The organism is Pedobacter sp. B4419 (assembly GCF_059693725.1).
The window spans coordinates 2,291,076-2,314,468 of sequence record NZ_JCASSL010000002.1; the positions used below are offsets into that span (position 1 = coordinate 2,291,076).

General features: G+C 41.0%; 24 protein-coding genes. 11 read left to right on the forward strand and 13 right to left on the reverse strand.

What is annotated here, in order from left to right:
• Positions 1-112: 112 nt before the first annotated feature.
• Positions 113-694 carry a peptide-methionine (S)-S-oxide reductase MsrA gene (gene msrA, locus AC570H_RS21390; RefSeq protein ID WP_497358771.1) on the reverse strand — a complete coding sequence of 194 codons (582 nt, stop codon included), beginning with the start codon at positions 692-694 and terminating at the stop codon, positions 113-115.
• A 345-nt stretch (positions 695-1,039) separates the two neighbouring features.
• Between msrA and AC570H_RS21395 the strand changes: the two genes are divergently transcribed.
• Positions 1,040-2,002, forward strand: coding sequence for an isopenicillin N synthase family dioxygenase (locus tag AC570H_RS21395; RefSeq protein WP_497358773.1), 963 nt, complete (start codon positions 1,040-1,042; stop codon positions 2,000-2,002).
• Positions 2,003-2,073: 71 nt separating this feature from the next.
• On the opposite strand, the gene AC570H_RS21400 is transcribed toward AC570H_RS21395, so the two are convergent.
• The 5 genes from AC570H_RS21400 to AC570H_RS21420 all read right to left on the reverse strand — a co-directional run bounded on the left by AC570H_RS21400 (position 2,074) and on the right by AC570H_RS21420 (position 8,086).
• Positions 2,074-2,592: a hypothetical protein gene (locus AC570H_RS21400; RefSeq protein WP_497358775.1), complete on the reverse strand. Its 519-nt coding sequence runs from the start codon at positions 2,590-2,592 to the stop codon at positions 2,074-2,076.
• 133 nt (positions 2,593-2,725) lie between these two features.
• Complete coding sequence (locus tag AC570H_RS21405; protein ID WP_497358777.1) at positions 2,726-3,469, reverse strand: LytR/AlgR family response regulator transcription factor; 744 nt, start codon at positions 3,467-3,469, stop codon at positions 2,726-2,728.
• Positions 3,462-4,520, reverse strand: coding sequence for a sensor histidine kinase (locus AC570H_RS21410; RefSeq protein ID WP_497358779.1), 1,059 nt, complete (start codon positions 4,518-4,520; stop codon positions 3,462-3,464). The genes AC570H_RS21405 and AC570H_RS21410 overlap by 8 nt, the downstream gene beginning before the upstream one ends.
• A 136-nt stretch (positions 4,521-4,656) precedes the next feature.
• Entirely contained in the window at positions 4,657-6,471 is a 1,815-nt protein-coding gene (locus AC570H_RS21415; protein ID WP_497358781.1) for a serine hydrolase domain-containing protein, read from the reverse strand.
• On the reverse strand, positions 6,461-8,086 hold the full coding sequence (locus AC570H_RS21420) for an amidohydrolase (protein ID WP_497358784.1): 1,626 nt from the start codon (positions 8,084-8,086) through the stop codon (positions 6,461-6,463). The genes AC570H_RS21415 and AC570H_RS21420 overlap by 11 nt, the downstream gene beginning before the upstream one ends.
• 444 nt (positions 8,087-8,530) lie before the next feature.
• On the opposite strand from AC570H_RS21420, the gene mutL reads away from it, so the two are divergent.
• The 9 genes from mutL (at position 8,531) to AC570H_RS21465 (ending at position 18,145) form a co-directional block, all read left to right on the forward strand.
• Positions 8,531-10,378: a DNA mismatch repair endonuclease MutL gene (mutL, locus tag AC570H_RS21425; RefSeq protein WP_497358786.1), complete on the forward strand. Its 1,848-nt coding sequence runs from the start codon at positions 8,531-8,533 to the stop codon at positions 10,376-10,378.
• A 4-nt stretch (positions 10,379-10,382) separates the two neighbouring features.
• Complete coding sequence (locus tag AC570H_RS21430; RefSeq protein WP_497358788.1) at positions 10,383-11,120, forward strand: rhomboid family intramembrane serine protease; 738 nt, start codon at positions 10,383-10,385, stop codon at positions 11,118-11,120.
• Positions 11,113-11,955: a rhomboid family intramembrane serine protease gene (locus tag AC570H_RS21435; RefSeq protein ID WP_497358790.1), complete on the forward strand. Its 843-nt coding sequence runs from the start codon at positions 11,113-11,115 to the stop codon at positions 11,953-11,955. The genes AC570H_RS21430 and AC570H_RS21435 overlap by 8 nt, the downstream gene beginning before the upstream one ends.
• Positions 11,955-13,064: an endonuclease/exonuclease/phosphatase family protein gene (locus tag AC570H_RS21440; protein ID WP_497358792.1), complete on the forward strand. Its 1,110-nt coding sequence runs from the start codon at positions 11,955-11,957 to the stop codon at positions 13,062-13,064. Before AC570H_RS21435 ends, AC570H_RS21440 begins: the two co-directional genes overlap by 1 nt.
• A 24-nt stretch (positions 13,065-13,088) precedes the next feature.
• Positions 13,089-14,549: a cysteine--tRNA ligase gene (gene cysS / locus AC570H_RS21445; RefSeq protein ID WP_497358794.1), complete on the forward strand. Its 1,461-nt coding sequence runs from the start codon at positions 13,089-13,091 to the stop codon at positions 14,547-14,549.
• Between the two features lie 56 nt (positions 14,550-14,605).
• Positions 14,606-15,595 (forward strand): M28 family peptidase, encoded by a 990-nt coding sequence (locus AC570H_RS21450; protein ID WP_497358796.1) that lies wholly within the window; start codon positions 14,606-14,608, stop codon positions 15,593-15,595.
• A 75-nt stretch (positions 15,596-15,670) separates the two neighbouring features.
• Complete coding sequence (locus AC570H_RS21455; RefSeq protein ID WP_497358798.1) at positions 15,671-16,525, forward strand: nuclear transport factor 2 family protein; 855 nt, start codon at positions 15,671-15,673, stop codon at positions 16,523-16,525.
• Positions 16,526-16,722: 197 nt separating this feature from the next.
• The gene (locus AC570H_RS21460; RefSeq protein ID WP_497358800.1) at positions 16,723-17,610 is read left to right on the forward strand and encodes a glycerophosphodiester phosphodiesterase family protein; all 888 of its coding nucleotides are present in this window, start codon (positions 16,723-16,725) and stop codon (positions 17,608-17,610) included.
• Between the two features lie 13 nt (positions 17,611-17,623).
• Positions 17,624-18,145, forward strand: coding sequence for a hypothetical protein (locus tag AC570H_RS21465; protein ID WP_497358802.1), 522 nt, complete (start codon positions 17,624-17,626; stop codon positions 18,143-18,145).
• On the opposite strand, the gene AC570H_RS21470 is transcribed toward AC570H_RS21465, so the two are convergent.
• From AC570H_RS21470 to AC570H_RS21500, 7 genes are all read right to left on the reverse strand, one after another.
• A complete protein-coding gene (locus AC570H_RS21470; protein WP_497358804.1) occupies positions 18,146-18,544 on the reverse strand; it encodes a DoxX family protein in 399 nt (132 codons plus the stop codon).
• Between the two features lie 99 nt (positions 18,545-18,643).
• Complete coding sequence (locus tag AC570H_RS21475; protein WP_497358806.1) at positions 18,644-19,441, reverse strand: hypothetical protein; 798 nt, start codon at positions 19,439-19,441, stop codon at positions 18,644-18,646.
• Between the two features lie 9 nt (positions 19,442-19,450).
• Positions 19,451-20,002, reverse strand: coding sequence for a hypothetical protein (locus tag AC570H_RS21480; RefSeq protein WP_497358808.1), 552 nt, complete (start codon positions 20,000-20,002; stop codon positions 19,451-19,453).
• A gap of 87 nt (positions 20,003-20,089) precedes the next feature.
• The gene (locus tag AC570H_RS21485; RefSeq protein ID WP_497358810.1) at positions 20,090-20,611 is read right to left on the reverse strand and encodes a hypothetical protein; all 522 of its coding nucleotides are present in this window, start codon (positions 20,609-20,611) and stop codon (positions 20,090-20,092) included.
• Between the two features lie 583 nt (positions 20,612-21,194).
• Entirely contained in the window at positions 21,195-21,866 is a 672-nt protein-coding gene (locus tag AC570H_RS21490; RefSeq protein ID WP_497358812.1) for a hypothetical protein, read from the reverse strand.
• A 4-nt stretch (positions 21,867-21,870) separates the two neighbouring features.
• Entirely contained in the window at positions 21,871-22,317 is a 447-nt protein-coding gene (locus AC570H_RS21495; protein WP_497358814.1) for a type II toxin-antitoxin system RatA family toxin, read from the reverse strand.
• Complete coding sequence (locus AC570H_RS21500) at positions 22,304-22,693, reverse strand: hypothetical protein (protein ID WP_497358816.1); 390 nt, start codon at positions 22,691-22,693, stop codon at positions 22,304-22,306. The genes AC570H_RS21495 and AC570H_RS21500 overlap by 14 nt, the downstream gene beginning before the upstream one ends.
• Positions 22,694-22,929: 236 nt before the next feature.
• Here AC570H_RS21500 and AC570H_RS21505 point away from each other — a divergent pair, with 236 nt between their 5' ends.
• A complete protein-coding gene (locus AC570H_RS21505) occupies positions 22,930-23,367 on the forward strand; it encodes a transposase (protein ID WP_497358818.1) in 438 nt (145 codons plus the stop codon).
• Positions 23,368-23,393: the final 26 nt, after the last annotated feature.

The following is a 23,393-nucleotide window of genomic DNA, read 5'->3' on the forward strand; positions in this document are numbered from 1 at the left end:
TATGTATCTGTTAAGCTGTGGCTATAGAATTCAATTTTTGGCTTGTGTGCCCAACAAGATATGATTTGCCTTTAATGGTTGGTGGTGACGCCAAGCATTAGGTTAATTGAGATTAGTGTTTCAGTTTCGCTTTAAAAAGCTTTTCTAGTTTTTCCATTTTTGGTAAAATAACCAAACGGCAATAAGGGGCTTCGCCATTCTTGTTAAAATAGTCTTGGTGATAGTTTTCGGCCACATAAAAAGGCTGTGCCTTGGTAATTTCTGTCACCACGGGTTTGCCAAATGCATTGGTTTTGTTCAGTTCGGCTTTGTATTTTTCGGCAATCGCTTTTTGCTCGTCGTTTTGGTAAAAGATAACCGAGCGGTATTGCGTGCCTACATCGGCCCCTTGTCTGTTCAAAGTGGTTGCATCGTGGCTTTTCCAGAAAACTTCCAAAAGCTCGTCATAACTGATTTTGGCAGGATCGTATTCCATTTCGATAACTTCGGCATGGTTGGTGGTGCCTGTGCACACTTCTTCGTAGGTTGGATTGGCAACATCGCCGCCTTCGTAACCAGATCTTACATTGGATACGCCGTTTAAACGTTGGAACAAAGCTTCAGAACACCAAAAACAACCCATGCCGAAAGTGGCTTTCAACGGTTTTTGTTTTTGGGCGTTTGCATCTTGCATAGATAGGAGGATTAGTGACATAATGGTTAGGTATTTCATCTGTTTAAATATGTGTTTTCAATAGTGATAAAGCGACCATGATTTTTAAATGCTCTCTTACGTGATTGTAAAAACATGGTGGTTTCATCTTGGGATAATATAAATTTTTGTGATTGCTTTAGTAAGTATACGTAAAAGAAAACACTAAAGTTTTCTAAAATAAAAAATGTACGCAGGGCTGACAAAACCCTAAAAGCAGCCTAAATATTTAGATTTGTTAATAACTTAACAAATTGTTTTGTAAATTGTTAGGCGCTAAAAATAAGGGGGTTCAAACTTTATTAACATATCTTTTCTAAATTTAAATATTCATTAAAATAAAATCATATGTCTACACCGTATATTCCATGCCTTGATTTAGGCACTTACATTAATGGAAATGAAGAGCAACGCAAAAAGTTCTCTGATGAACTGGGCAGAGCCTTTAATGATTCTGGCTTTGTAACCATAACCAACCATGGCGTAAGTCAGGAACTGATTGACAAGCTATACCAAAATATCAAGGCGGTTTTTTCTCTTCCGGTAGAAACCAAACGCAAATACGAAAAACCAGAGCTGGCTGGCCAACGCGGCTATACCAGTGCAGGTAAAGAAACTGCAAAAGGCGCCAAAACGGCTGACTTAAAAGAATTCTGGCAAATTGGCCAAGAAGTATCAGATGGCGATCCGATTAAAAAGGAATACCCTGATAACGAAGTGTTGGAAGAGATCGCCGACTTTAATAAAGTGACCAGAGAAATCTATGTAAAGCTGGAAGAAAACGGCAAGCACTTGCTAAGAGCGATTGCAACTTATTTGAGTTTGCCAATCGATTATTTTGATCAACACGTACACAATGGCAACTCTATTTTGAGAGGAATCCATTATTTTCCTATTGAAAACCCCGATGCCTTGCCTGACGATGCCGTGCGTGCAGGAGCACACGAAGACATCAACCTGATTACGTTGTTGATTGGTGCCAGTGCCGATGGCTTAGAGGTGTTGACCAGAAACAATGAGTGGTTGCCAATTAAGGCACACCATACCGATATTGTGGTAAACGTAGGCGATATGTTGCAACGTTTAACCAACAACAAACTGAAATCTACTACCCACAGGGTGGTTAATCCGCCTAGAGAACTGATGAAAACCTCACGTTTTTCGGTACCTTTCTTCTTGCACCCACGTTCTGATATGGATTTAACCAGTTTGCCATCAACCATTGATGCCGAACACCCAAAAGTGTACAGCGATATGACCGCTGGCGAATACTTGGATGAACGTCTAAGAGAAATCGGGTTAAAAAAATAATTCGACTAAGCGAACGAAAAAAGGGCAACAATCACCAGATTGTTGCCCTTTTGATTTAAAATCCGATTCGTTTAATTCTGTAATAAGCTTCTTACTGTTACTTGGGGAGTTTCGCCTTTGGGTACGATAAAAATAGCATCGCTATCAAGGGTTTGTCCCGGATCAAAATAATAACTCGCCACCACGGCCATGGTTTGGCTAATGAATTTGCCGTCTTTGTCTTTGCCAGGGTAGGTCACGGTGATGGTATGGGCTTTCATGCTAATGTCGAGCTTTTTTGAGGTTAATCTTGCTCCGGTGGCATTGATGCAGTTCAGTTCAACAATTTTGCTTTTGAGTGCCGTAGCAATGTCAACAGAAGAAGTTAACCTGTTGTTAAACGATTTGCCAGAATTGTTTTTTACCGAAGCCGTTACCTTGTAGCGATCAAAACTTTGGTCTTTTACATCGATGCTCTCTTTGTTGACGATGTTAAAAGTAACCGCAATTCCGTTGAGATCGAGTGTTTGTCCATCTTTAATTTGTTGGGCTTTTGTGGTGGCTACAAAGCCGAGGATAAGCAAGGTTAAAATAGCGATGTTTCTTTTCATGGTAAATGTTTTTTGTCTCCAGTTTAAAGATAATAAAATTCTAGCACGAAAAAATGCTATCGCGAGCATCTCGCTTGTACTTGCATTAAATGTTTGTATTTAAAAGTACGAGGCGGATGCTGGCTAAGGAATCTTAAATTTCAAAGGTCTTTCTGATCTGTGCTCCATAAGAGCGGCTCGATTTAAGCCGAGCTTCTTGGGCCCCTTTCATTACAAACGTGAAAGCTCCGTTAAAGCTCCTTCTCATTTCTACAATTTGATGGGTATTGATGATCATGCCTCTGTGGATGCGCAAGAAATCGGGCGCTAGCTTGTCTTCCAGCATTTTTAAAGTAAAATCGGTGATGTACTTTTTATCGTCTTTGGTATGGATAAAAACATATTTTTCATCGGCTTCGATGTAAATGATGTCTGCTGTTTTTATTAAAATAATCCGGCCGCCAACCTGTAGGCTCAAGGTGTTGGTTTTTTTAACAGGCTCATGGAAAGAAGCTTGCTTGATCGCGTCAAGATTATTTTTGATGAGTTCGTTGCGAAGCCTTTGAATGGTTTTGGCCAGCCTTTCTTCTTCAATGGGTTTTAACAGGTAGTCGATAGAGTTTTTTTCAAATGCGTTTACTCCGTATTGGTCGTAAGCAGTGGCAAAAATAATGGTGGGATGAAACTCCAATTTGTCCAGCATTTCAAAGCCATTTAGCATTGGCATCTCGATGTCTAAGAAGATCACATCAGGCTTTAATGCATTGATCATTTCGGCACCTTCCTGGCCATTGACCGCTTCGCCGATGATGATGATATCGGAAGCATAAGCTGCCAACATTCTGCGCAGGCGATTTCTGGCAATGGATTCGTCGTCGATAATTAAAACCTTAAGCATAGGATAAAGGCATTTTGATTTGCACCATTTTTTCGGGAGTACTGATCAGCTCTACTTCGCCGGCTTCTCCATACAGTAGCTGTATTTTGTCAAATGTACTTTCCAGTCCATAGCCAAGGGTCAAGTTTGAGTCAAAGGGCAAACCATTGTCTGCCACTTGCACAATCAGCTGTTGGGCACTTGTAAAAAGAACCACTTTGAGATAACCATCGTGGGCTTTGTTTTTTAAGCCATGTTTTAAGGCATTTTCTACCAAAGGCTGGATCAAAAACTTCGGGATTTTTATCAAATCCAAGCCTTCTTCAATTTCGAAGATAAATTTAATTCGATCTCCAAAACGCACTTTTTCTATTTCGAGGTAGACATTTAGCAATTCTATTTCCTCCTTAATATGCACCAGATTTTCTTGACTCTGGTTGATGCTTTGGCGAAACAGCTTAGACAGCTTGATGGTCATATTTTCGGCCTGATCGGGATTTTCCTTAATCAGCCCTGCGATAGAATTTAAGGCATTGTACAAAAAATGAGGATTGATTTTAGCTTGCAGGGCATCGAGTTCTGCATTGGATTTTAGCTCGTTCAGTTTATGGAGTTCGAGTTCTTTTTGTTGCAGTTTGTTTGCCTGCAGAGTTCTTCTGTAGATGTGTACATAAACCAACGTACAGACAATCAATACCAAAATCGAATCGAACAGGTAATCGTCGGTATGAGGAAATTTGCTGTCCCACTGGTAAAAATAGCCCAATATAAAATAACTGATTTCTACTGCGATGATCATGCCTGTAAAGCTGATGGCATAGTAGATAATGAAATTGCGCCAGATGTTTTCCCAGGCATGCAGAATTTTGGTCGACACGGCAAAATGCACCATATTGGCTATGGTTAATGAAATAACTAAGCTGAATGTGATATTGGCGATTAAGTGTTCAACAGAATGTAAGGCATTGGAGAGCACCGACTGCATCAAGTAGATCATGAGCCCCAAGCCAATGCCAACGGCACTGTAGGTCAGATTGGTTTTGAGCCAAGTATTGTTGCATTTTACCTGCATGTTGCAATTTGCATTAAATGTAGGTTTTTAGCCAATTATTTCCGACTAATGGTTGTTTTTTAAGGGTGGATTGGAAAATTAGGATATAAAAAAGCCCAAAATTAATTGGGCCTTTATTATAATTCTATTGGAGAAATTAGTTATTTCCTTTATCAATGGCCCTGTTAATGGCGTCTTGAATACGCGGACGGATATTCATCTTCAACAGGTTATCGGTAACGGTTGGATTTACCCGATTAGATAAGAAAATGTAAACCAAACCTCTTGAAGGATCTACCCAAACGCCAATGCCGGTGTAGCCAGTATGGCCAAAGGTTTGCGAAGAGGCCAGTTCTGATGGATATTTTTTGCTCAAATCCGGATCCCAACGATCAAAGCCTAAGCCTCTGCGGCTTACGTTAGATTGTTTGCTGGTAAAGGTTGCTACGGTTTCTGGCTTAAAGTATTGTTGGCCGCCATAAGTTCCCTTGTTCAATAACATCTGGTAATAAATGGCTAAATCGTTTGCATTCGCAAATAATCCGGCATGGCCCGAAACGCCACCAGCCAATGCTGCACCCTGATCGTGCACATAGCCTTCCAAAAGTGTTTTCCTAAAAACCTTGTCATCTTCGGTAGGCACAATCCGATCTTTGTCGAAACGGTTTCTTGGCAAGAACCCTGCCGTATGCATACCCAATGGCATATAGAAATTATCCAGTGCATATTTGTCTAAAGGTTCTTCGGCAATGTGCTCTACAATATCCTTCATCACATACATGCTGATGTCGCTGTACACATAGCTGCCACGGGTTTTAATAGGCGAGTTCAACATTTTCGGCCACATGAAGTCGCTAAAAAAGCCTTTCTTCACATAATAGTTATCAGCTACTTTGGTAGGAAACGCAGCTGATGAATCCCTGCTGTAATCACCTTCTTTAATATAATTGTGAAAAGGAATGTAAGGGATAAATCCAGCTTGGTGCAACATAACTTCGCGCACATGGATGTTGTTCATCGGCGTATTGCGCGCTTTTGGAATGTAATAGCCAATATTCGTGTCGAGGGTTAATTTGTTTTCCTCCACCAGGCGCATTACGCTAGGGGTAGTGGCGGTAATTTTGGTTACCGAGGCTAGATCGAAAATATCTGTTACATCATCTTTTCTGCTATTATCATACGTATGGAAGCCATAAGCCTTGTTGTAGATTACCTTTCCATCTTTGGCTACCAAAACCACTATTCCGGGAGTTGCCTTTCCGGCAATGGCTTCCGCTGCAATTCTATCCACCTCTCTTAAATTTTCTGTATTTACGCCGGCATCTTCAGGTACCGTATATTTTAAGCGTGTAGCGGCGGTCTTAAAGCCCGAACCAGTTGTATATTTGGCAGAAAAGCCCTGTGTTAAAACCTGATCTGCAGCGATCCCTCCAAAAATAAGCTGTGGCGCAATCATGGCTGCTTCTGCATTTTGCTGGGGGCTCCAAACAATCGGCACATTCAGGTTGTCAAAAGAAGCCAGGCCTTTTCCATCGCCAAAAACAACCAAAACCAGTTCTTTGCGCTTGGCTACATTGCTAATGAAATTAAGGTAGCGACCATTACTGGCCATCTGATCGGTTAGGCCAATTACTACGGTGCTAAAATATTTGAGGTCGTCTTCCAAATCGTTCAAGGTGGCAGAATCCCTGTATTTCTCTGCACTTACTGATTTTACATCGGCATATTTGTTGAGCAAGCTGTCGAATGCGGCCTGATAAACAAAGCCTAGGTTAACAGAAGCAAATTTCTTGTCGGCAAGTTTGGTAATGGGAATAAAGCCTTGTTGGTTATTGAGTAGGACATCGCTTTTAACAATGGCATTGATGTTTTTTAATCGGTCTTCATTCTGTTTGTGGTCTTGTGCGCAGGCGCCCAAAGTAAAAACGGTAGCTAGGCAGGTGGCAACAATGCCAGCCAGATTATTTCTCATATACTTTCTCTCCATTAAGGTAGGTCTTTAATACTTTATTTTCTAAAATCTGGTGAGGCGCGGCCTTCATGATGTCTGTATCCATCATTACAAAATCGGCAAACTTGCCTACTTCCAAACTTCCCTTTTCTTTCTCTTCAAAATTCGCTTTTGCGGCCCAAATGGTCATACCACGCAAGGCTTCTTCGGGTGTTAAGGCATTCTCCATTTGGAAACCGCCTTGTGGGTAATCTTTATTGTCTTTTCTAATGGTAGCTGCATAAAAAGTAAACATTGGGTTGATTTGCTCTACCGGAAAATCGGTACCCAAAGGTATCCAACCATTTTGGGCCAACAATTGTTTGTAGGCATAGGCACCTTTTACCCTGTCGCCTAAACGATCGGCGGCCCAATACATATCTGAAGTAGCATGTGTAGGCTGTACAGAAGGTATTACGCTAGTTTTTCCAAACAAGCTAAAATCACTGGGAGCTACCACTTGGGCATGCTCAATGCGCCAGCGTTTATCATTTTTGGTGCCTAATACTTGATTATAGATTTTGAGAATACTACGATTGGCCGAATCGCCAATGGCATGGGTGCACATCTGAAAATTATGTTCGTTTATTTTTTGCGCCACTTCCTGAAAATGTTTGATGTCGCTCAACAAAAAGCCCGATTTTTTGGGCATATCGCTATAAGGATGTAGCAGGCAGGCGCCTCGAGAGCCTAAAGCACCATCGGCATAGACCTTAAAGGCACGTACATTAAGCCTATCGGTTTTAATGGCACCTCGTTTAAACAAATATTCGTAGTTTTTCTCGGCGTCAGACAGCATTACATACAAACGCATTTTCAGGCTTTTATCGGCCTGGAGTTTTTCTATAAATTCAACAGCATCGTAATCAAGGCCGCAGTCGTCTATCGTGGTCAAGCCGGCCGCAAAACAGTTTTTCTGAGCATCCAACAATATTTTTTTGGCTTGGGTAGAATCGGCTTGGGGCACTTTGCTAGCCACCAGTTCAACCGCATTGTCAATAAGCAGTCCGGTCAGTTTGCCATCTTTTTCAACAATATCGCCACCGGTTAAGGTAAACGATTTGGTAATACCAGCCTCGCTCAAAGCGATGTCGTTGGCAATAGCGGCATGGCCATCGATGCGTTCCAATAGCACCGGCCTGTTCGGAAAAAGCTCATCCAGCTTTTCCCTGCTTGGAAACTGCTTGTCGGCCCAGTCGTTTTGATCCCAGCCACGACCGGTAAGCCAGCCATCGGGATGGGTTTTGGCAAATTCACTCAGCCTATCTAACACTTCCTGCCAGCTATTGGTGCCCCGTAAATCGGCGGTTTGCAAACTTTCGCCATAGCCAAAAAAGTGGGCATGGGCATCAATAAAGCCTGGGTAAATGGCCTTGCCTTTGGCATCGAGTTCTTCGTTGGCCTGGTATTGGTTGCGAATGGAAGCACTTTTTCCAAGACCTAAAATCTTTCCGTCTTTAATGGCCATCGCATCTACTACTTCAAACTTGTCGTTAACAGTATAGATTTTGGCGTTGTAAACAATCAAATCGGCCTGTGGCTTGCTGCAGCTACAAAAGACAGCCAGTACGAGTATCAGGGGAAAATACCTTTTCATTTGTGTGTTTTTTATTCTTAATGTTAAATGGAACCTTTAAACATTGAAATAATCTTATCGCTAATATGATTATTCAATAATATCGGGTTCATGTTTTAAAGATATAAAAACCTCTTGAGTTTTCGATTCAATGGAGCCTTTGAGCGTTGTAACATGTCTGTAGGGATGGGAAGGTAAAGGGAATGGGGGAGATGTAAGATGTAAGATGGAATATGTAAGATGGAAAATGTAGGGGGGAATGTAAGGTGGTTTGGTGGCTAGTCTGCTGGCAGTTTCCGGTTGAGGGTTTCCAGTTCAACAATCAACCAATGAGCTAATCCTCAAATCAGCTAACGATACCAATGAACCAATCATGCCTAAGTCATTTAGTATCAGCAATGTGAAAACAGGCTTAAGGATAAGGCTTATTTTCGCTAAATTAGCACCTTTACACAATCCATATAAATGTCTGATATTATACAACTTTTACCCGATAGTGTCGCCAATCAGATTGCGGCAGGAGAGGTGGTGCAGCGACCAGCATCGGCAGTAAAAGAACTTTTAGAGAATGCCATAGATGCGGGGGCAGACAAAATACAACTCATTGTAAAGGATGCAGGCAAGGCCCTGATCCAAGTTATAGATAACGGTTGCGGCATGAGCATTAGCGATGCCCGCCTGTGCTTTGAACGCCACGCTACTTCGAAAGTACGCAAGGCCGAAGATTTATTTGCCATTCGCACCATGGGCTTTAGGGGCGAGGCCATGGCTTCTATTGCCGCCATTGCGCAGGTAGAAATGAAGACCAAACAACATGAAGACGAAGTAGGCACGCTGATCCAGATAGAAGGTTCTAATTTCATTAAGCAAGAGCCGATTGGTTGCCCCAACGGAACCAGTATTGCCATTAAAAACCTGTTTTACAATATTCCGGCGCGAAGAAATTTTTTAAAAAGCAATCCGGCCGAAATGCGCCATATCATTGATGAATTTCAACGGGTAGCTTTGGCCAGGCCACATATTGCTTTCAGCTTGCACCACGATGGTGTAGAAATTTATCGTCTTCCAGCATCGGGTATGAAACAGCGGATTGTTCACCTTTTGGGCAACAATTACAACGAACGCCTCATCCCGGTAGAAGAAGAAACGACAATTATCAACCTTAAAGGCTTTATAGGCAAGCCCGAATTTGCCAAAAAGACCAGGGGCGAACAGTTCTTTTTTGTAAACGAGCGCTTTATTAAAGACGGTTACCTGAACCATGCGCTCAACAGGGCCTATGAAGATCTATTGCCTGATGATAATTTTCCTTTATATGTGCTTTTTATAGATATCGATCCGGCAAAAATCGATGTGAACGTACATCCTACCAAAACAGAAATCAAGTATGTTGACGAGAAATCTATTTATGCCATTATCCACTCGGCGGTAAAAAGGTCTTTGGGCAAGTTTAATATCAGTCCAACTATCGATTTTAACCAGGAAACGGGCTTTAGCAATATGATTAGCCCTATTGCGCCAGAAGATATTGTGCCACCAAGCATTTCTTTCAACCCTGATTTTAACCCTTTTGCACAAAGCAAGCCGGTTAATTCGGGCAGTTTTGCATCAAGAAGTCCAATACAGCAGGCTCCAAGTGCCAAGAATTGGGGTTCTTTGTATGAGGTTACCCAACACCAGATGCCTGAACAGGCCAGCATAGATTTGGGCAGTTCGCAACGCGAAGAACAATTTGAGCCGGTACAGAAACAATTAATGCAGATCCATAACCGTTATATTGTTTCACAAATCAAATCGGGCATTATGCTCATAGACCAACAGGCTGCACACGAACGTATTTTGTATGAGAGATTTTTATTGCATTTGGAGGATCGTAAAGGGGCATCGCAGCAAAGTCTTTTCCCGCAAACGGTAACCCTAAGCGCCAACGATTACGAATTGGCCAAAGGGCTGTTGGACGACATCAAGAGCCTTGGGTTTGAAGTGAGAGAATTTGGAAAAAACACGTTGGTGATCGAAGGAATTCCGGTTGACTTGGGCAGCAGCAATATTAACGAAACCGAATTATTCGAGCATTTGATAGAAGGCTTTAAAAATTCGCAGCAAGAGCTTAAATTAGACAAGCGAGATGCCTTGGCCAGGAGCATGGCGCGCAACAGTGCCATTAAGAGCGGAACTTCGTTGAGCCAGCAAGAAATGAATGCCCTGATTGAAGAACTTTTTGCCTGTAAAACCCCTAACTTTAGCATTGGCGGAAGACCGGTAATCCAAACCATTACCTTGGCCGAGCTGATCCAAAAATTTGAAAAGTAATTTTATGAATAACTTAAATATACCTCCAGTAGTCAAAAACCTGCTCATTATCAATGTACTTTTCTATGTAGCTACCTGGATTTTCGAACAGCAGGGAGGTCGTGATCTGCGCGATCTTTTAGGTGCACATTATTTTGATTCGCCTAATTTCCATTTCTGGCAACCCATTACCTATATGTTCATGCATGCAAATATCACACATATTTTTTTCAATATGTTTGGACTATACATGTTTGGTGGCATTTTAGAAAACCATTGGGGCAGTAAACGTTTTCTTAATTTCTATTTGATTACTGGACTTGGTGCACTTTTCTTGCAATGGGTGGTTCAAGGTTTTGAACTATATCAAATTACGGGCTCGATTGTTAACCAAGGTCGGGTGCCATTAGATATGCTTGCTTCTAGACAATTTAACCCGAATCTTTTTTCGCCTGCAGAGGCTGGAAACCTTTACTCCATTTATTTTGGAACGATGGTAGGTGCATCTGGGGCAGTTTTTGGCGTAATGACTGCTTTTGGTATGCTTTATCCGAATGTAGAATTATACCTTATGTTTATTCCAGTTCCTCTTAAGGCCAAATATTTTATCCCTATTTATATCGTTATAGAATTGTTTTTGGGGGTGGCGAAAATTCAAGGCGATTCGGTAGCACACTTTGCCCATTTGGGTGGTGCACTGATCGGCTTTATTTTGGTTAAGCTCTGGAAAAACAAGAACACCTTTTACGACTACTATGAATAATATCTGGCATGAACTGAAGCTGAAGTTTTTTAAATCGGGTAGCCCTGCTATGGCCTACATCGGCTTAAACATACTTATTTTTGTATTGGTGGGTTTAGTGGGTGTGGTTTGTTATTTCACAGGGCAAAAAGGCTTGATGGATGGTTTGGTATTCGAGTATATGGCTTTCCCGTCTGCTCCTGAGCTCTGGCTCAGCCGTTTTTATACCATCATTACTTATCAGTTTTTTCATGCAGGTTTCTTTCACATCCTTTTCAATATGATTTGGCTGTACTGGATGGGGCAGTTGCTGCTCGATTTTATCAAGCCAAGGCAGTTCCATGTAATTTACCTGGGCGGGGGTATTTTAGGTGCCGTGTTTTTTGCACTGATCTTTAATTTAGTGCCTGCTTTTAAAGACGAAATAGGAATACCACTGATCGGGGCATCGGCTTCGGTGATGGCCGTAATGACGGCTTTGGCAACCTTGGTGCCCAATTACGAAATCCGTCTGCTTTTTATTGGCAATATCAGGTTGAAATACCTGTTGGTGGTTTATATCATCTTAGACCTGATTGGCACTACTGGCGGTAATGCAGGAGGAAGCCTGTCGCACTTGGGCGGAGCCTTATTTGGCTTTGTTTACGTTAAGCTGTTGCAAAGTGGCTACGATATGAGTTCTGTTTTTAAACGGAAGTCCAAATTAAAGGTAGTAAGGAACGAAAACGTAAAGAAAAGCAGCAATAGCATTAACCAAAGGGAGATAGATGCTATTTTAGATAAGATTTCCAAAAGCGGCTACGATAAATTGAGCAAGGAAGAAAAAGAAACATTGTTTAAGGCAAGCAAAAATTAATGAAGAAGAAATTTACCTTTCTCGATAAGCTCTTGTTGCTGATCACCATTGTGGTGGTTATCGGATTGGTTTGTGGTATATTGGCGGGCAGCAACGATCCGAGGCAGCATATCATCCTTGCCTTTTTCGGTTTGGCCTATCCTTTCTTTTTGTTGGCCAACATCATTATGCTCGTATGGTGGTTTTTGCGCAAGAGATGGGTCTTAACCGTAGTAATTATAGTTGTTATTTGTGGTGGCTGGCATACGCTGATTGCTACCTTTGGCCTTTTTGGCAAAACCGGAAGAAACGAAAAGGAAGATGCCAAGTTGGTGAGAATGATGACCTATAATGTGCATAATTTTAAGCCATATGGCGAAGAAATCACCCAAGAGGTGAAAGGAAAAATGCTCACGGTAATCAAAGAGCAAAACCCCGACATTATTTGTTTTCAAGAATTTTATAGCCGCTACAAAGGTCCATACGACACGGTTGATACCTTGCAGAAATTGCTCAACACCAAGCATTATTATTTCCAGCCAACCATGAAAAGCCAGTCTGAGGCCATTGGCTTGGCTATTTTTTCTAAATATCCGATCAAAAACAAGGGAAGCATCATTTTTGAAGAAAATGCAGGCAACGAAAGCATCTATTTAGACCTCGATATCAATGGACAAACCATTAGGGTTTACAATGTGCACCTGCAATCTATCTCTTTCGAAAAGGAGGATTATACTTATCTGGAAAAAGTAAAGGAAATGGATCCGCAGATGAACCCTTCCAAACGTATTGCAAGGATGTTGCGAAGTGCCTTTAAAAAGCGGAGCGCCCAGGTTGACATCATGAAATCGCACATGCGTACCTGTAGCATTCCTTACATTATTGCCGGCGATTTTAACGATACGCCTGCCTCTTATGCGGTGACCAAAATGACCGATTCGCTAAACAATGCTTTTATTAAGCAGGGACGCGGATTGGGCAGGACCTACAACGGCAAGTTTCCTAATTTTCAAATCGATTATATTGCTACTACAAAGGATTTTGAAGTAACCAATTACCACATTATTGAAGCTAAATTGTCAGACCATTTTCCTGTTCGCAGCGACCTGCGTTTAAAAGGCAGGCCTTAAGCGGTTTTTATTTACATTTGCAGCATGATACAAGATCTCCAATTATACAATACCATTTCACGGAAAAAAGAAGTATTCGAGCCCATAAATGCCCCTCATGTGGGTATGTATGTATGCGGGCCAACGGTTTACAGTGACGTGCATTTGGGAAATTGTAGGACTTTTATCTCTTTCGACCTTATTTTTAGGTACCTGAAATACAGCGGCTACAAGGTTCGCTATGTAAGGAATATTACCGATGCCGGCCACTTGGAAGGCGATAGGGACGAAGGCGACGATAAATTTGCAAAAAGAGCAAAACTGGAGCAGTTGGAGCCCATGGAAATCGTACAAAAGTACACCTTGGGTTTTCACGATGTGTTGCGCATGTTCAATACCTTGCCGCCTAGCATAGAGCCTACCGCCACGGGTCATATTATCGAGCAGATCGAAATGATCAAGGTGATCATGGCTAATGGCTATGCTTATGAAGTTGACGGAACCATTTATTTCGACGTAGAGAAATACCGCGAAAAATATAACTATACCATTTTAACCAATCGCAATTTGGATGAGCTTTTGGCCAATACCAGAGAGCTGGGAGGTCAGGGCGACAAACACGGCCGATTGGATTTTGCACTTTGGATCAAAGCCAAACCAGAAACCCTGATGCAATGGGCTTCGCCATGGGGTATGGGCTTTCCGGGCTGGCATATCGAGTGCTCTGCCATGAGTGCCAAATACCTGGGAGCAGAATTTGATATCCACGGGGGTGGCATGGACTTGGCGGCTACGCACCATACCAATGAAATTGCACAGTCTGAGGCTTGTAGCCACCATCAGCCGGCCAAATATTGGATGCACACCAATATGTTAACGGTTAATGGCACAAGGATGTCCAAATCGGCGGGAAATGGCTTTTTGCCAGAAGAACTGTTTACGGGAAACCATCCTTTGCTCAAAAAAGGCTATAGCCCAATGACGGTTAAATTCTTTATGCTCCAGGCACATTACCGCAGTACGCTAGATTTTTCAAATGATGCTTTAGATGCTTCAGAAAAAGGGTTTAGGCGGATGATGAATGCCATTAGCCTATTGCCAAAGCTCAGCACCAGTGAGCAAAGCGATGTAGCGATCGAGCCGATCAGGATCAAGTGTATCAATGCCATGAACGACGATTTCAATAGTCCGGTAGTTATTGCCGAACTGTTCGAAGCGGTACGTATCATCAATACTGTTTATGATGGAGGCCTCAAAATTTCGGAAACAGAGCTCGAAGCCCTCAAAAAACTAATGAGCGATTTTGTAACGGATGTATTCGGGTTAAAAGACGAAGACACCAGCAATGGCGAATTTAACGAAGTATTGGATATGGTAATCGCCCTGCGCAAAGAAGCAAAAGAAAACAAAGATTACGCTACTTCTGATCTCATCAGGGTAGGCTTGCAAAAAATAGGTATTCAATTAAAAGACAGCAAAGAAGGAACGACTTGGAGTAAAGCTTAGTCCGGAAGTCGATAGTCCGAAGTCCACAGTCTTTGGTCCTTAATAAAAGAAATTTGATGATTAAGAAATATATACTGCTAGCATTAATTGCATTTGCCTTTTTAACGGCTTGTAACAACAATAAGCCAAGTGCTGATGCTGATCAAACACCTCAGGAAGTGAAACTTTTGTCGCCAGATTTTAACGCAGATAGTGCTTTTGCCTATACCAAGGCACAGGTCGATTTTGGTCCTCGTATTCCTTCAACTGAGGCTCATGCCAATTGCGCGGTCTATTTGGTAAAGAAATTCAAGTCGTTCGGGGGCGAAGTATTCGTGCAACAAGGTGCCACCAAAACCTATGATGGCAAGAGTCACCAATTGAAAAATATCATCGCCGCTTTTTATCCAGAGAAAAAACAACGGGTATTGATTACAGCACACTGGGATGCACGCCCTTTTTCAGACCAAGATCCTGATGCCAATATGCGCAACAAACCTTTCGATGCGGCTAACGATGGCGCCAGCGGTGTTGCCGTAATGCTAGAAATGGCCCGTCAGCTGCAACAGAAGCAGCCAAATGTGGGGGTCGATTTCATTTTGTGGGATATTGAAGATTATGGCAAGGCCAATGACGAATCGGTTAATGAAACCACCTGGTGCCTGGGATCACAGTATTGGGTAAAAAATCAGCCCGTAAAAGGTTACAAGCCTATCTACGCCATTAATTTGGATATGGTTGGTGGCAGCAATGCACAGTTTACACAAGATGAGGTTTCTAGGAAGTATGCGCCACAAATTGTAAAGAAAGTATGGGATATCGGCAATGAAATTGGTTATTCGGCCTACTTTGTAAACGTGCCGTCGGGCAACTTAATTGACGATCATTTTTGGGTTAACCAGGCAGGTATTCCCTGCATAGATGTAATCCATTACTCAGATGCGGCCGGATTTTACATGAATTGGCATACGCAGTTGGATAACCTCAACAACATCGATAAAAATACATTGAAAGCCGTTGGCCAAACCATGCTCGAAACCATTTACCGCGAGCAACCTGTTAGTTAATGTGTAATTGTGGAATACTTTTGGGCCAGTGTTTGCGGTCAAATCTTATATTCGCGCTACGATATTAATTAAACCATGAAGAAAATCATTTATACCGCTTTGATTGCCACTTTGAGCGTGAGTGCCTATGCACAGAAATCAGATGGAAGTACAAAATCTTTGGTCAATGCAGAAAAAGCATTTGCAGAAGACGCGGTTAAGGAAGGCACAAACGCGGCATTTACCAAATATGCAGCGAGCGATGCGGTTGTTTTTAGGCCAAATCCTGTAAACGCCAAGAAGTTCTATAGCACAGCGCCCGACATGAAATCTTTGAGCTGGACTCCACTCATGGCGCGTGTATCGAGAAGCGGCGATTGGGGTTTTACCTCAGGAAGCTATGTAGTTAATGGCGAACAAAAATCGTATGGCCACTACCTTTCGGTTTGGAGAGCTAAAAACGGCAAATGGGAATTGATCCTTGATTTGGGCGCAGAAACCAACAAACCTTTAAACAAGGTAGCAACCAATTTCGTGGAACCCAAAGATCACTTCACGCCAAAATTCGCTACAGAAAAAGAGCTAAAAGCAGGAAGAGATGTGATTTTAACTACGGAGAAAACATTAAATACAACTTTAAAATCTTACGGACCGAGCGCTTTTGCGGGCTTCTTGAATAAAGATGCACAATTGTTGTTTCCGGGTACCGAAACCATTAGCGGCAAAGAAAGTATCCAGGCATTTAACAACCGCATGGTAGATAAGATCAATCTCAAAACTACTGCAGCTGATAAAGCTTTAGGCGGCGATTTGGCTTATACCTATGGCGTGGCTACAATCGACTACAAAACCGATTTGCGCGAAAGCTTTAACTACCTGTTTATCTGGGAGCGTCAAAGCGATGGCAACTGGAACATCATGACCCAAATCTTTACTTTGGCAGAACGTTAACCAAACCAACCAAATATAAACCTTTAAGGATCTTGGCCATGCTGGGATCCTTTTTTTATTGGTTCATTAGCCGATTAATTCATTAGTCATTGGTCTCACTGAAGGACTGCTACTGCTACTTTTTCCTTTACCCCTAAATCTTCCGCCTTTAGCCTCTCCGCCTTAAAAACTGGCTTCATTATTGCTCCAAAACTGACATGCAAAAACACTTACTTCTAATCTTCGCTTTCTCTCTCTCGCTTGTTGCTTCGGCACAAAAAAAGTTTGATGTACAGGGCCATCGTGGAGCTCGTGGCATTATGCCCGAAAATACAATTCCCGGAATGATCAAAGGCCTTGAACTAGGGGCAACCACCCTCGAAATGGATGTGGTGATTTCAAAAGACAAACAAGCTGTAGTATCACAGGAGCCTTATTTTAATCATGAATTTAGTTTAACGCCTAATGGCAAAGAAATCTCTTTAAAAGACGAAAAGAAATACAATATCTATAAAATGGATTATGAGGAGGTAAAGAAGTTCGATGTAGGCAGCAAAATCCATCCTCGCTTTTTGGGACAGCAAAAAATAGCAGCCTATAAACCGCTATTGGGCGAATTGCTGGATTCGGTAGAGAACTATGTGAAACTAAAAAAGATGCCCAAACCTGATTACAATATCGAAACCAAACTGATCAGAAAAGGCGATGGCGAATTTCAGCCAAGTCCAGAAGAGTTTGTAGATATTATTATGGACATTGTAAAAAAACGCAAGCTCGAAAAGAGAGTGATCATCCAGTCTTTTGATATGCGATCGTTACAGTACCTGCACAAAAAGTATCCTAAAATACGTACTTCTTTGGGTATCGATGAGAAGGAAGATTTCGAAAACAACATAAAGGATCTAGGCTTTACACCTACAATTTATAGTCCGTACTCGGTATTGGTGGGCAAGAACCTGGTAGATAAATGCCATGCTGCGGGAGTTAAAATCATTCCATGGACAGTTAATTCGGTAAAAGATATCGAATATTTGATGGGCTTGGGCGTAGATGGAATCATTACCGATTATCCAAACATTATGGGGCAGCTTAACCAAGGAAACTAACCGCAAATTAAACATGAAACCAATCGTATTCAGACAGATTAACAAAGGAGTAGGCATAATGGCCGCACTCTTGTATTTATGCATCGCCTTTGGCCTCGTATTTGGCATTTTTGGTTTAGAAAGAGTAATCAATTTTGTAAACTCCATGGGCATGTCTTCGGGCAGTGTAAAAGCCTTAGGCATTTTTGCGGGCATCGTGTTTGTTGCTCCGGTATTTTTTATTGCCCGATTGGTTTATCCAAAGCTGGAAATCGTTTTTGAAGGCAACAACCTGATCATTAACAAAGGCGGAAGTCCTTTCAAACAAATCCCTATCAACAGCATTGCAGCGATGACCATGAATAAACCAAGCATCAACTCGCTTAACCTATACGGTCAGGATGGAGGCCTTATTTTTAGTTTTCAGCCCTTTTCTAACAGCACGGCATTACCTGCTTTGGTTAAGGGTATTAATGCCGTAAAGAAGTTCAAGGCTACTCAGGGACAAAAAAGCATTTTTGGTGGTCAGGTAACCACTACAGATTATTATCAATAATTAAAGTCGGGATTGGATGGTGATGGGCTTGGGCCGGTCATTGAGCATAATGACTACGAGTACGCAAATCAGCAGAAAGTTGTATTCTATGCCGTTTCTTCCGCCACCAACTACAAACCAGCCCTCCTTAAAATGCACCATGATAATGCCCATTATCAGGATCAAAATAGTCAGTAGCGAAGCTGGTTTTACCCATTTGTTAAGCAACAGCAGGATGGCGCAGGCCACATGGGAAAGTTTAATGGCCCAGGCAAGCGGTACGCCAACGGGCGAAAAGCCATTTTGATTTAAATAAGCTTCGCCAAAACTATTGATGCCACCATCGAACATTCCCGGTAAGGCATGCGTTAAAAGGATAATGGCTACTGCAATATTGAGGATAAAGCTCTTGTTCTTCATTTAAGTTCAGCGTTGAGTTAATAGTTCGCTTCATTAAGATACGGAAATAGCACCATTTGATTTTCTGCAGCCAAAAATTTGGTGACTTTAACACAGCACTTACTCGTTGTAAATGAATTCTCTTTGTCTGATGAATTTCAGTTTGTCTTTATAATCCGTGATCTTGTTGTTCATCAGTTCCTTTTTCTCTATCCAGTTGTTCAAATGATCATACTGATAAACGTAGAAGAAGATAGTAAGATCATCTCCGTAATTTTCATCGTGCTCTTCTCTTGTTTCTTTGACTAGGTTGCCAAAATTATCGTAGTTATAACTTGTGTTTTTTCTAGGCTGGTTTTGGGCAAAGGCTGTTTCGTTTGCAAAAACTTGGCATTGAACGATGTTGCCATGTTCATCAAATGTACTTTTAGTAATGCCATACAGCTTGTTGAATGAATAATAATGCTCAATTTCTACGCGCCTACCCAATTCGTCAACAGTTTCTTTACGTTCCCATTGCTCGTTATAGGGATCAATGTAATCTTCCTCTTCTATCGCTATAGGCATTTCATTTTCAAAGCTTTGCAACAGTTCGCCTTCGTCGCTAAAGATTTCCTTAGTAACAGTGCCTTTGCCGTAATCGATAATGCTTTCAATAAGATTCCCATTATCGTTATAGGAATTCTTGCTAAAATAACTGCCATCGGCATCTTTTAACACCTCTTCAATGAGAACCTGTTGATCGTTGTATTTTTTAGTCTGTGTTTTTAAAAGCTTGCCCCGTTCATCAAAGCGTTCCCATAAATAAACCAGGCCATGATCGTCATAATGATTGATATCATAGCCACTTTGTTCCAGTTTACCATTAGTATGGATGAGCGTTAATTCTTTAACCGATTTTACATTTCCAAACGGCATCTTTTTAATTTAAAGTTCATGGAAATCTACATTTTCGTACCTGTTGCTATAGGTATTCAGTTCGATGTGTTCGCCCTTGGTTAGGCGCTCTACAATTGTTTGCTGAAACTCGATTTCCTCCTCCAAAATATTGTTCCAGTAATCCGGATCGTCGGAAAACTGTTCATAGTAGTCGATGGTATCGATGATATTAACAAAAACCTGAACCAAATGGGCAGGTTGATCCATGTGATTGGTGCAAGAATCTATGCCTTCGAGCATGAGGATTTCAAAACTGTCCAGTTCTACAAAATCATCGGCATAGGGATCCGTTTCCTCATCATAGCGCTTGAATGCTTCGCGATAGAAAGTAGTATCCTGGCTTAGGATGTCCTTTATTAATTGCTCATCATTAATTTCGATGTTTAAATATTTGGCAAAAGAAGGCTTTACAGCCGGAAGCTTTAGAAAAAATCTAGCTATACAGGCCGCCATACCTACTCTTTGAATCAAAGCGGTTTGGTTCAACTGCTGTTCTAAAAAAATAGTATGTGGCTTGATTGTTTTTACAATGGAGAACATAGGTTGTTGTTTGGTGTACTCAATTGATCAAATCTTGTACCAAAGCAAAACGCTGATAATGAATAAAAGGGTAATTGATTAGATCAATTACCCTTGGTAAGCGTAAACCATTTGCTGTTTGGCTTTTTGCTTGTCGATAATTCGCGCGATGTGCTCTTTCAGTTCGCTGTGTGCTTCTGTCGTTGGTGCAATGAGTGCCGCTTTCTGAAAATGTGCTTTGGCCTGTCCATATTCTTGCTGTTCTTCGGCATAAAGCCCTAAGCTTTTATAGATATGGTCTTGGCGCACGCCAGGAATAGCCAAAGCCTGTTGGGCAAGCTGTGCTATAGATTTATGCATCTTCAGCACCATTAACAATTTAAGGTAGTGCTCATACACATCCGGAAAAGCAGGTTCAAGCTCGATACACTTCTTGTAATAATAGCCAGCCGTCTGATAGTTCTTAAATTGATAATAATAGCAGCTTCCCAGCTGGTAATAGGCCCTTGCATATTCAGGATCTGCATTTACGATTTCATTAAATAAATGCATCGCCTTTGGCAATTCGCCGTAGTAGAGTTCTTCTATGGCTTGGAGATATTTCTCGTCCATAGTATATAAAAATTCCATGAGGATATTAAAATTGGTTAAGGCCAAAGCCTTTTAAATAGATTGTACTGTTAAATTAAAAATGGTTGGCTTGGGGCCGGATGGGGGCGAACTAGTATCCCGAAAAGAAACAAATAGACATGGCCCAGCCCTTTGGCTCACTAGACGAGCCAATTCGATGTTGGATATGTTGGATGCGGAACATGCTTTTGTTTTTTACAAAGGTAGATAAAAATAAAGGAGAAAACCTAATGAGATGATATCGATTCCCCTGGTTCGTGTCGACACGAACCAGGGCATTAGGTTCTTTCTTTAAAAGACAAGTAGATGTTCCAGAATAAATAGATTAACAATAGCGCTAATAAATGAAAAGCAGGAAATAGCGCGCTATACCCCAGCACAACTAAAGAACCCCCATACTTGAAGTTTTCCTCATCAGCAAAAATAAAGGCTAGAAATACAGCATATGCAAAGTAAATGATCAGATTAACGATAAAGTACTTTTGTTTCTTTGAAAACTTTAAGCCTAAAAATAAAATAACAATAGTGATCAAGTGTAAAATATAAACCATTGTGAATTCTCGATCGATAGGGAACATTGTGATTAATTTTCTAGAGGTTTAACTGTTTTAAAAATCTTTAAAGCTATTTCTTGTTGCGCTTTGGTCAAATTGATTGCTACCAAATTCAAAGCAATTCTATTATTGAGTTTGGTGATATAAATGCCTGTGGTTCCTTTTTGAGGATCTTTGGCATATACTATTTTTTTATAAATACCATTTACAGTGTCGATTTTAAAATGATGTGCTTTGGTTTCGGTAGGGAAATAGATGGGGGCATCAAAAATAACTTGCTTATGTTGACAATGAGCTATATAATCACAGCCTTTGCCAATCACACTATCCTGTAAAGTCGCGGGCCTGATAGCAAGCACATCAACCTTAGGTTCATTGTTATTGTCATACGATACACCGCTTTTCATAAATCGAAAAGAAAGATCACTTTTCCAAAACCCTGTTTCAAGATACTGTTCAGGACTTTCAGCTAATTTATTTGAATAAGCTCCAAAATCGAACGAAAAGCTCATGCTATCACCTTCTACACGACCTACATACGAATCAATTCCTTGTTCTTTTACCAATTTAAAATTAGGTGGGAAGTCGAAAGAATAGGTGCCAATTTCAATTGTATTTGTTAGCTTTTCGTTTGTGTTTCTTTTTGGCTGATTGCATCCAAACAGTAATAATAAGCCAATAATTGGAAGAAATCTTTTCATTGTTTTATTCTTGCTCCATACAAGTTTTTAAATCCAAAAGCCTTTGCTTTACATTGGTTTGCAAATTACGTTTGATAGCCTGTTTGAAAAGATTAAAAGGAAATCGCAAACCAAACGAATACAGGAAAATAACTTCGGTTTGTTCTTCAGTTACCAATTTGAAAGTCCAAGAGCCTAAAAAAGAACTGAACATTAAAGGCCCTTTCGTCATTTTAATGGCTGTTGCCTTTGGTTTATTGAAGCTTACATATTCGGTGATCATGCCTAAGCCATTTTTGGCTACGCAATATGCCTTTACGCCGGTTGCAGCTTCGGTCGCTCCTTCAATGAGTACTGCCTTTGTTAAAAAGGTATCCCAATTTAGACGGTTGTTATAGTTTTGTGTATAATCGAAAATCTCGGCTTGCGGTTTATTGATCAAGATGTGCTCAGTAAATTTAATCGATTTCATTTTCAATTTCTTTAAACTTTTTATAAACCTCTTTCGGAAAAAAGCCATATTTTTTGAGCAACAATTCATACATAGTTTGCTCATAACATCTTAGCTCCGAAAATGGAACACAGCCACCATGCAAAGGTTTAATTCGGTAATCAGCTACGAGGATACTATCAATGGTGCGATGGTTGCTATCCATTAATCCCCACTCGACATATTGATAATTTCCTTTTTTGAAATCTGTTTGTGCTAATTGCTTGCTCTCCTCGCAAGTTTTGCATTTGGCTACAAGTTTTTGAAAAGGAGTTCGTGGAAATAGATAGAAGTAACTCATCGCAACAATTGCAAGCAAAGCCAAAGTAAGAAAGAGATATCTATTTTTGAGCGCCATGGCTCAAATTTAGAAAGCTATTTGATTAAAACAAATCTTTAATGATCTGCTCAATAGACAAGCCTTCAGCTTCTGCGCGGTAATTACTCACAATACGGCGACGCAAAATCCGGAGCCCTGGTTCGTGTCGACACGAACCAGGGCGAATTATACCTGAAATTGGCAAGATATACTTTTGGACTGCGACTATTAATAAGTGGCAAAGGCTTCTCCATACGAATGATTTTAAAGACATTGTGATTAACTCTCTAGCCTATCTAAGCGCCAAGGACAAGCTGGATGTATTTGCGTTTGTAATTATGCCAAATCACATCCATTTAATCTGGCGTATAAATGAGGTAAATGGCAAAGAATCCTCACATTCCTCCTTCTTAAAATATACCGCTCATGAATTCAAAAAACTTCTATCACCTATTGAGCTATTAAAATTCAAAGTTAATTTGGTAAATAAACAATATGAGTTTTGGAAAAGGGATTCCTTGGCTATAGAACTTTACAGCAGATCCGTAGCCTATCAAAAATTGGATTATATCCATAATAATCCTTTAACAGAACGTTGGCAACTTGCTACCCATCCTTGCGACTATAAATATTCCTCAGCAAAATTTTATGAAGGAGATGAAGAGGATATAGGGGAATTTGAATTTCTCAAAGATCTGAGAGAGGAATTTTAGAATATGCATTGTCCCTTGGTTCGTGT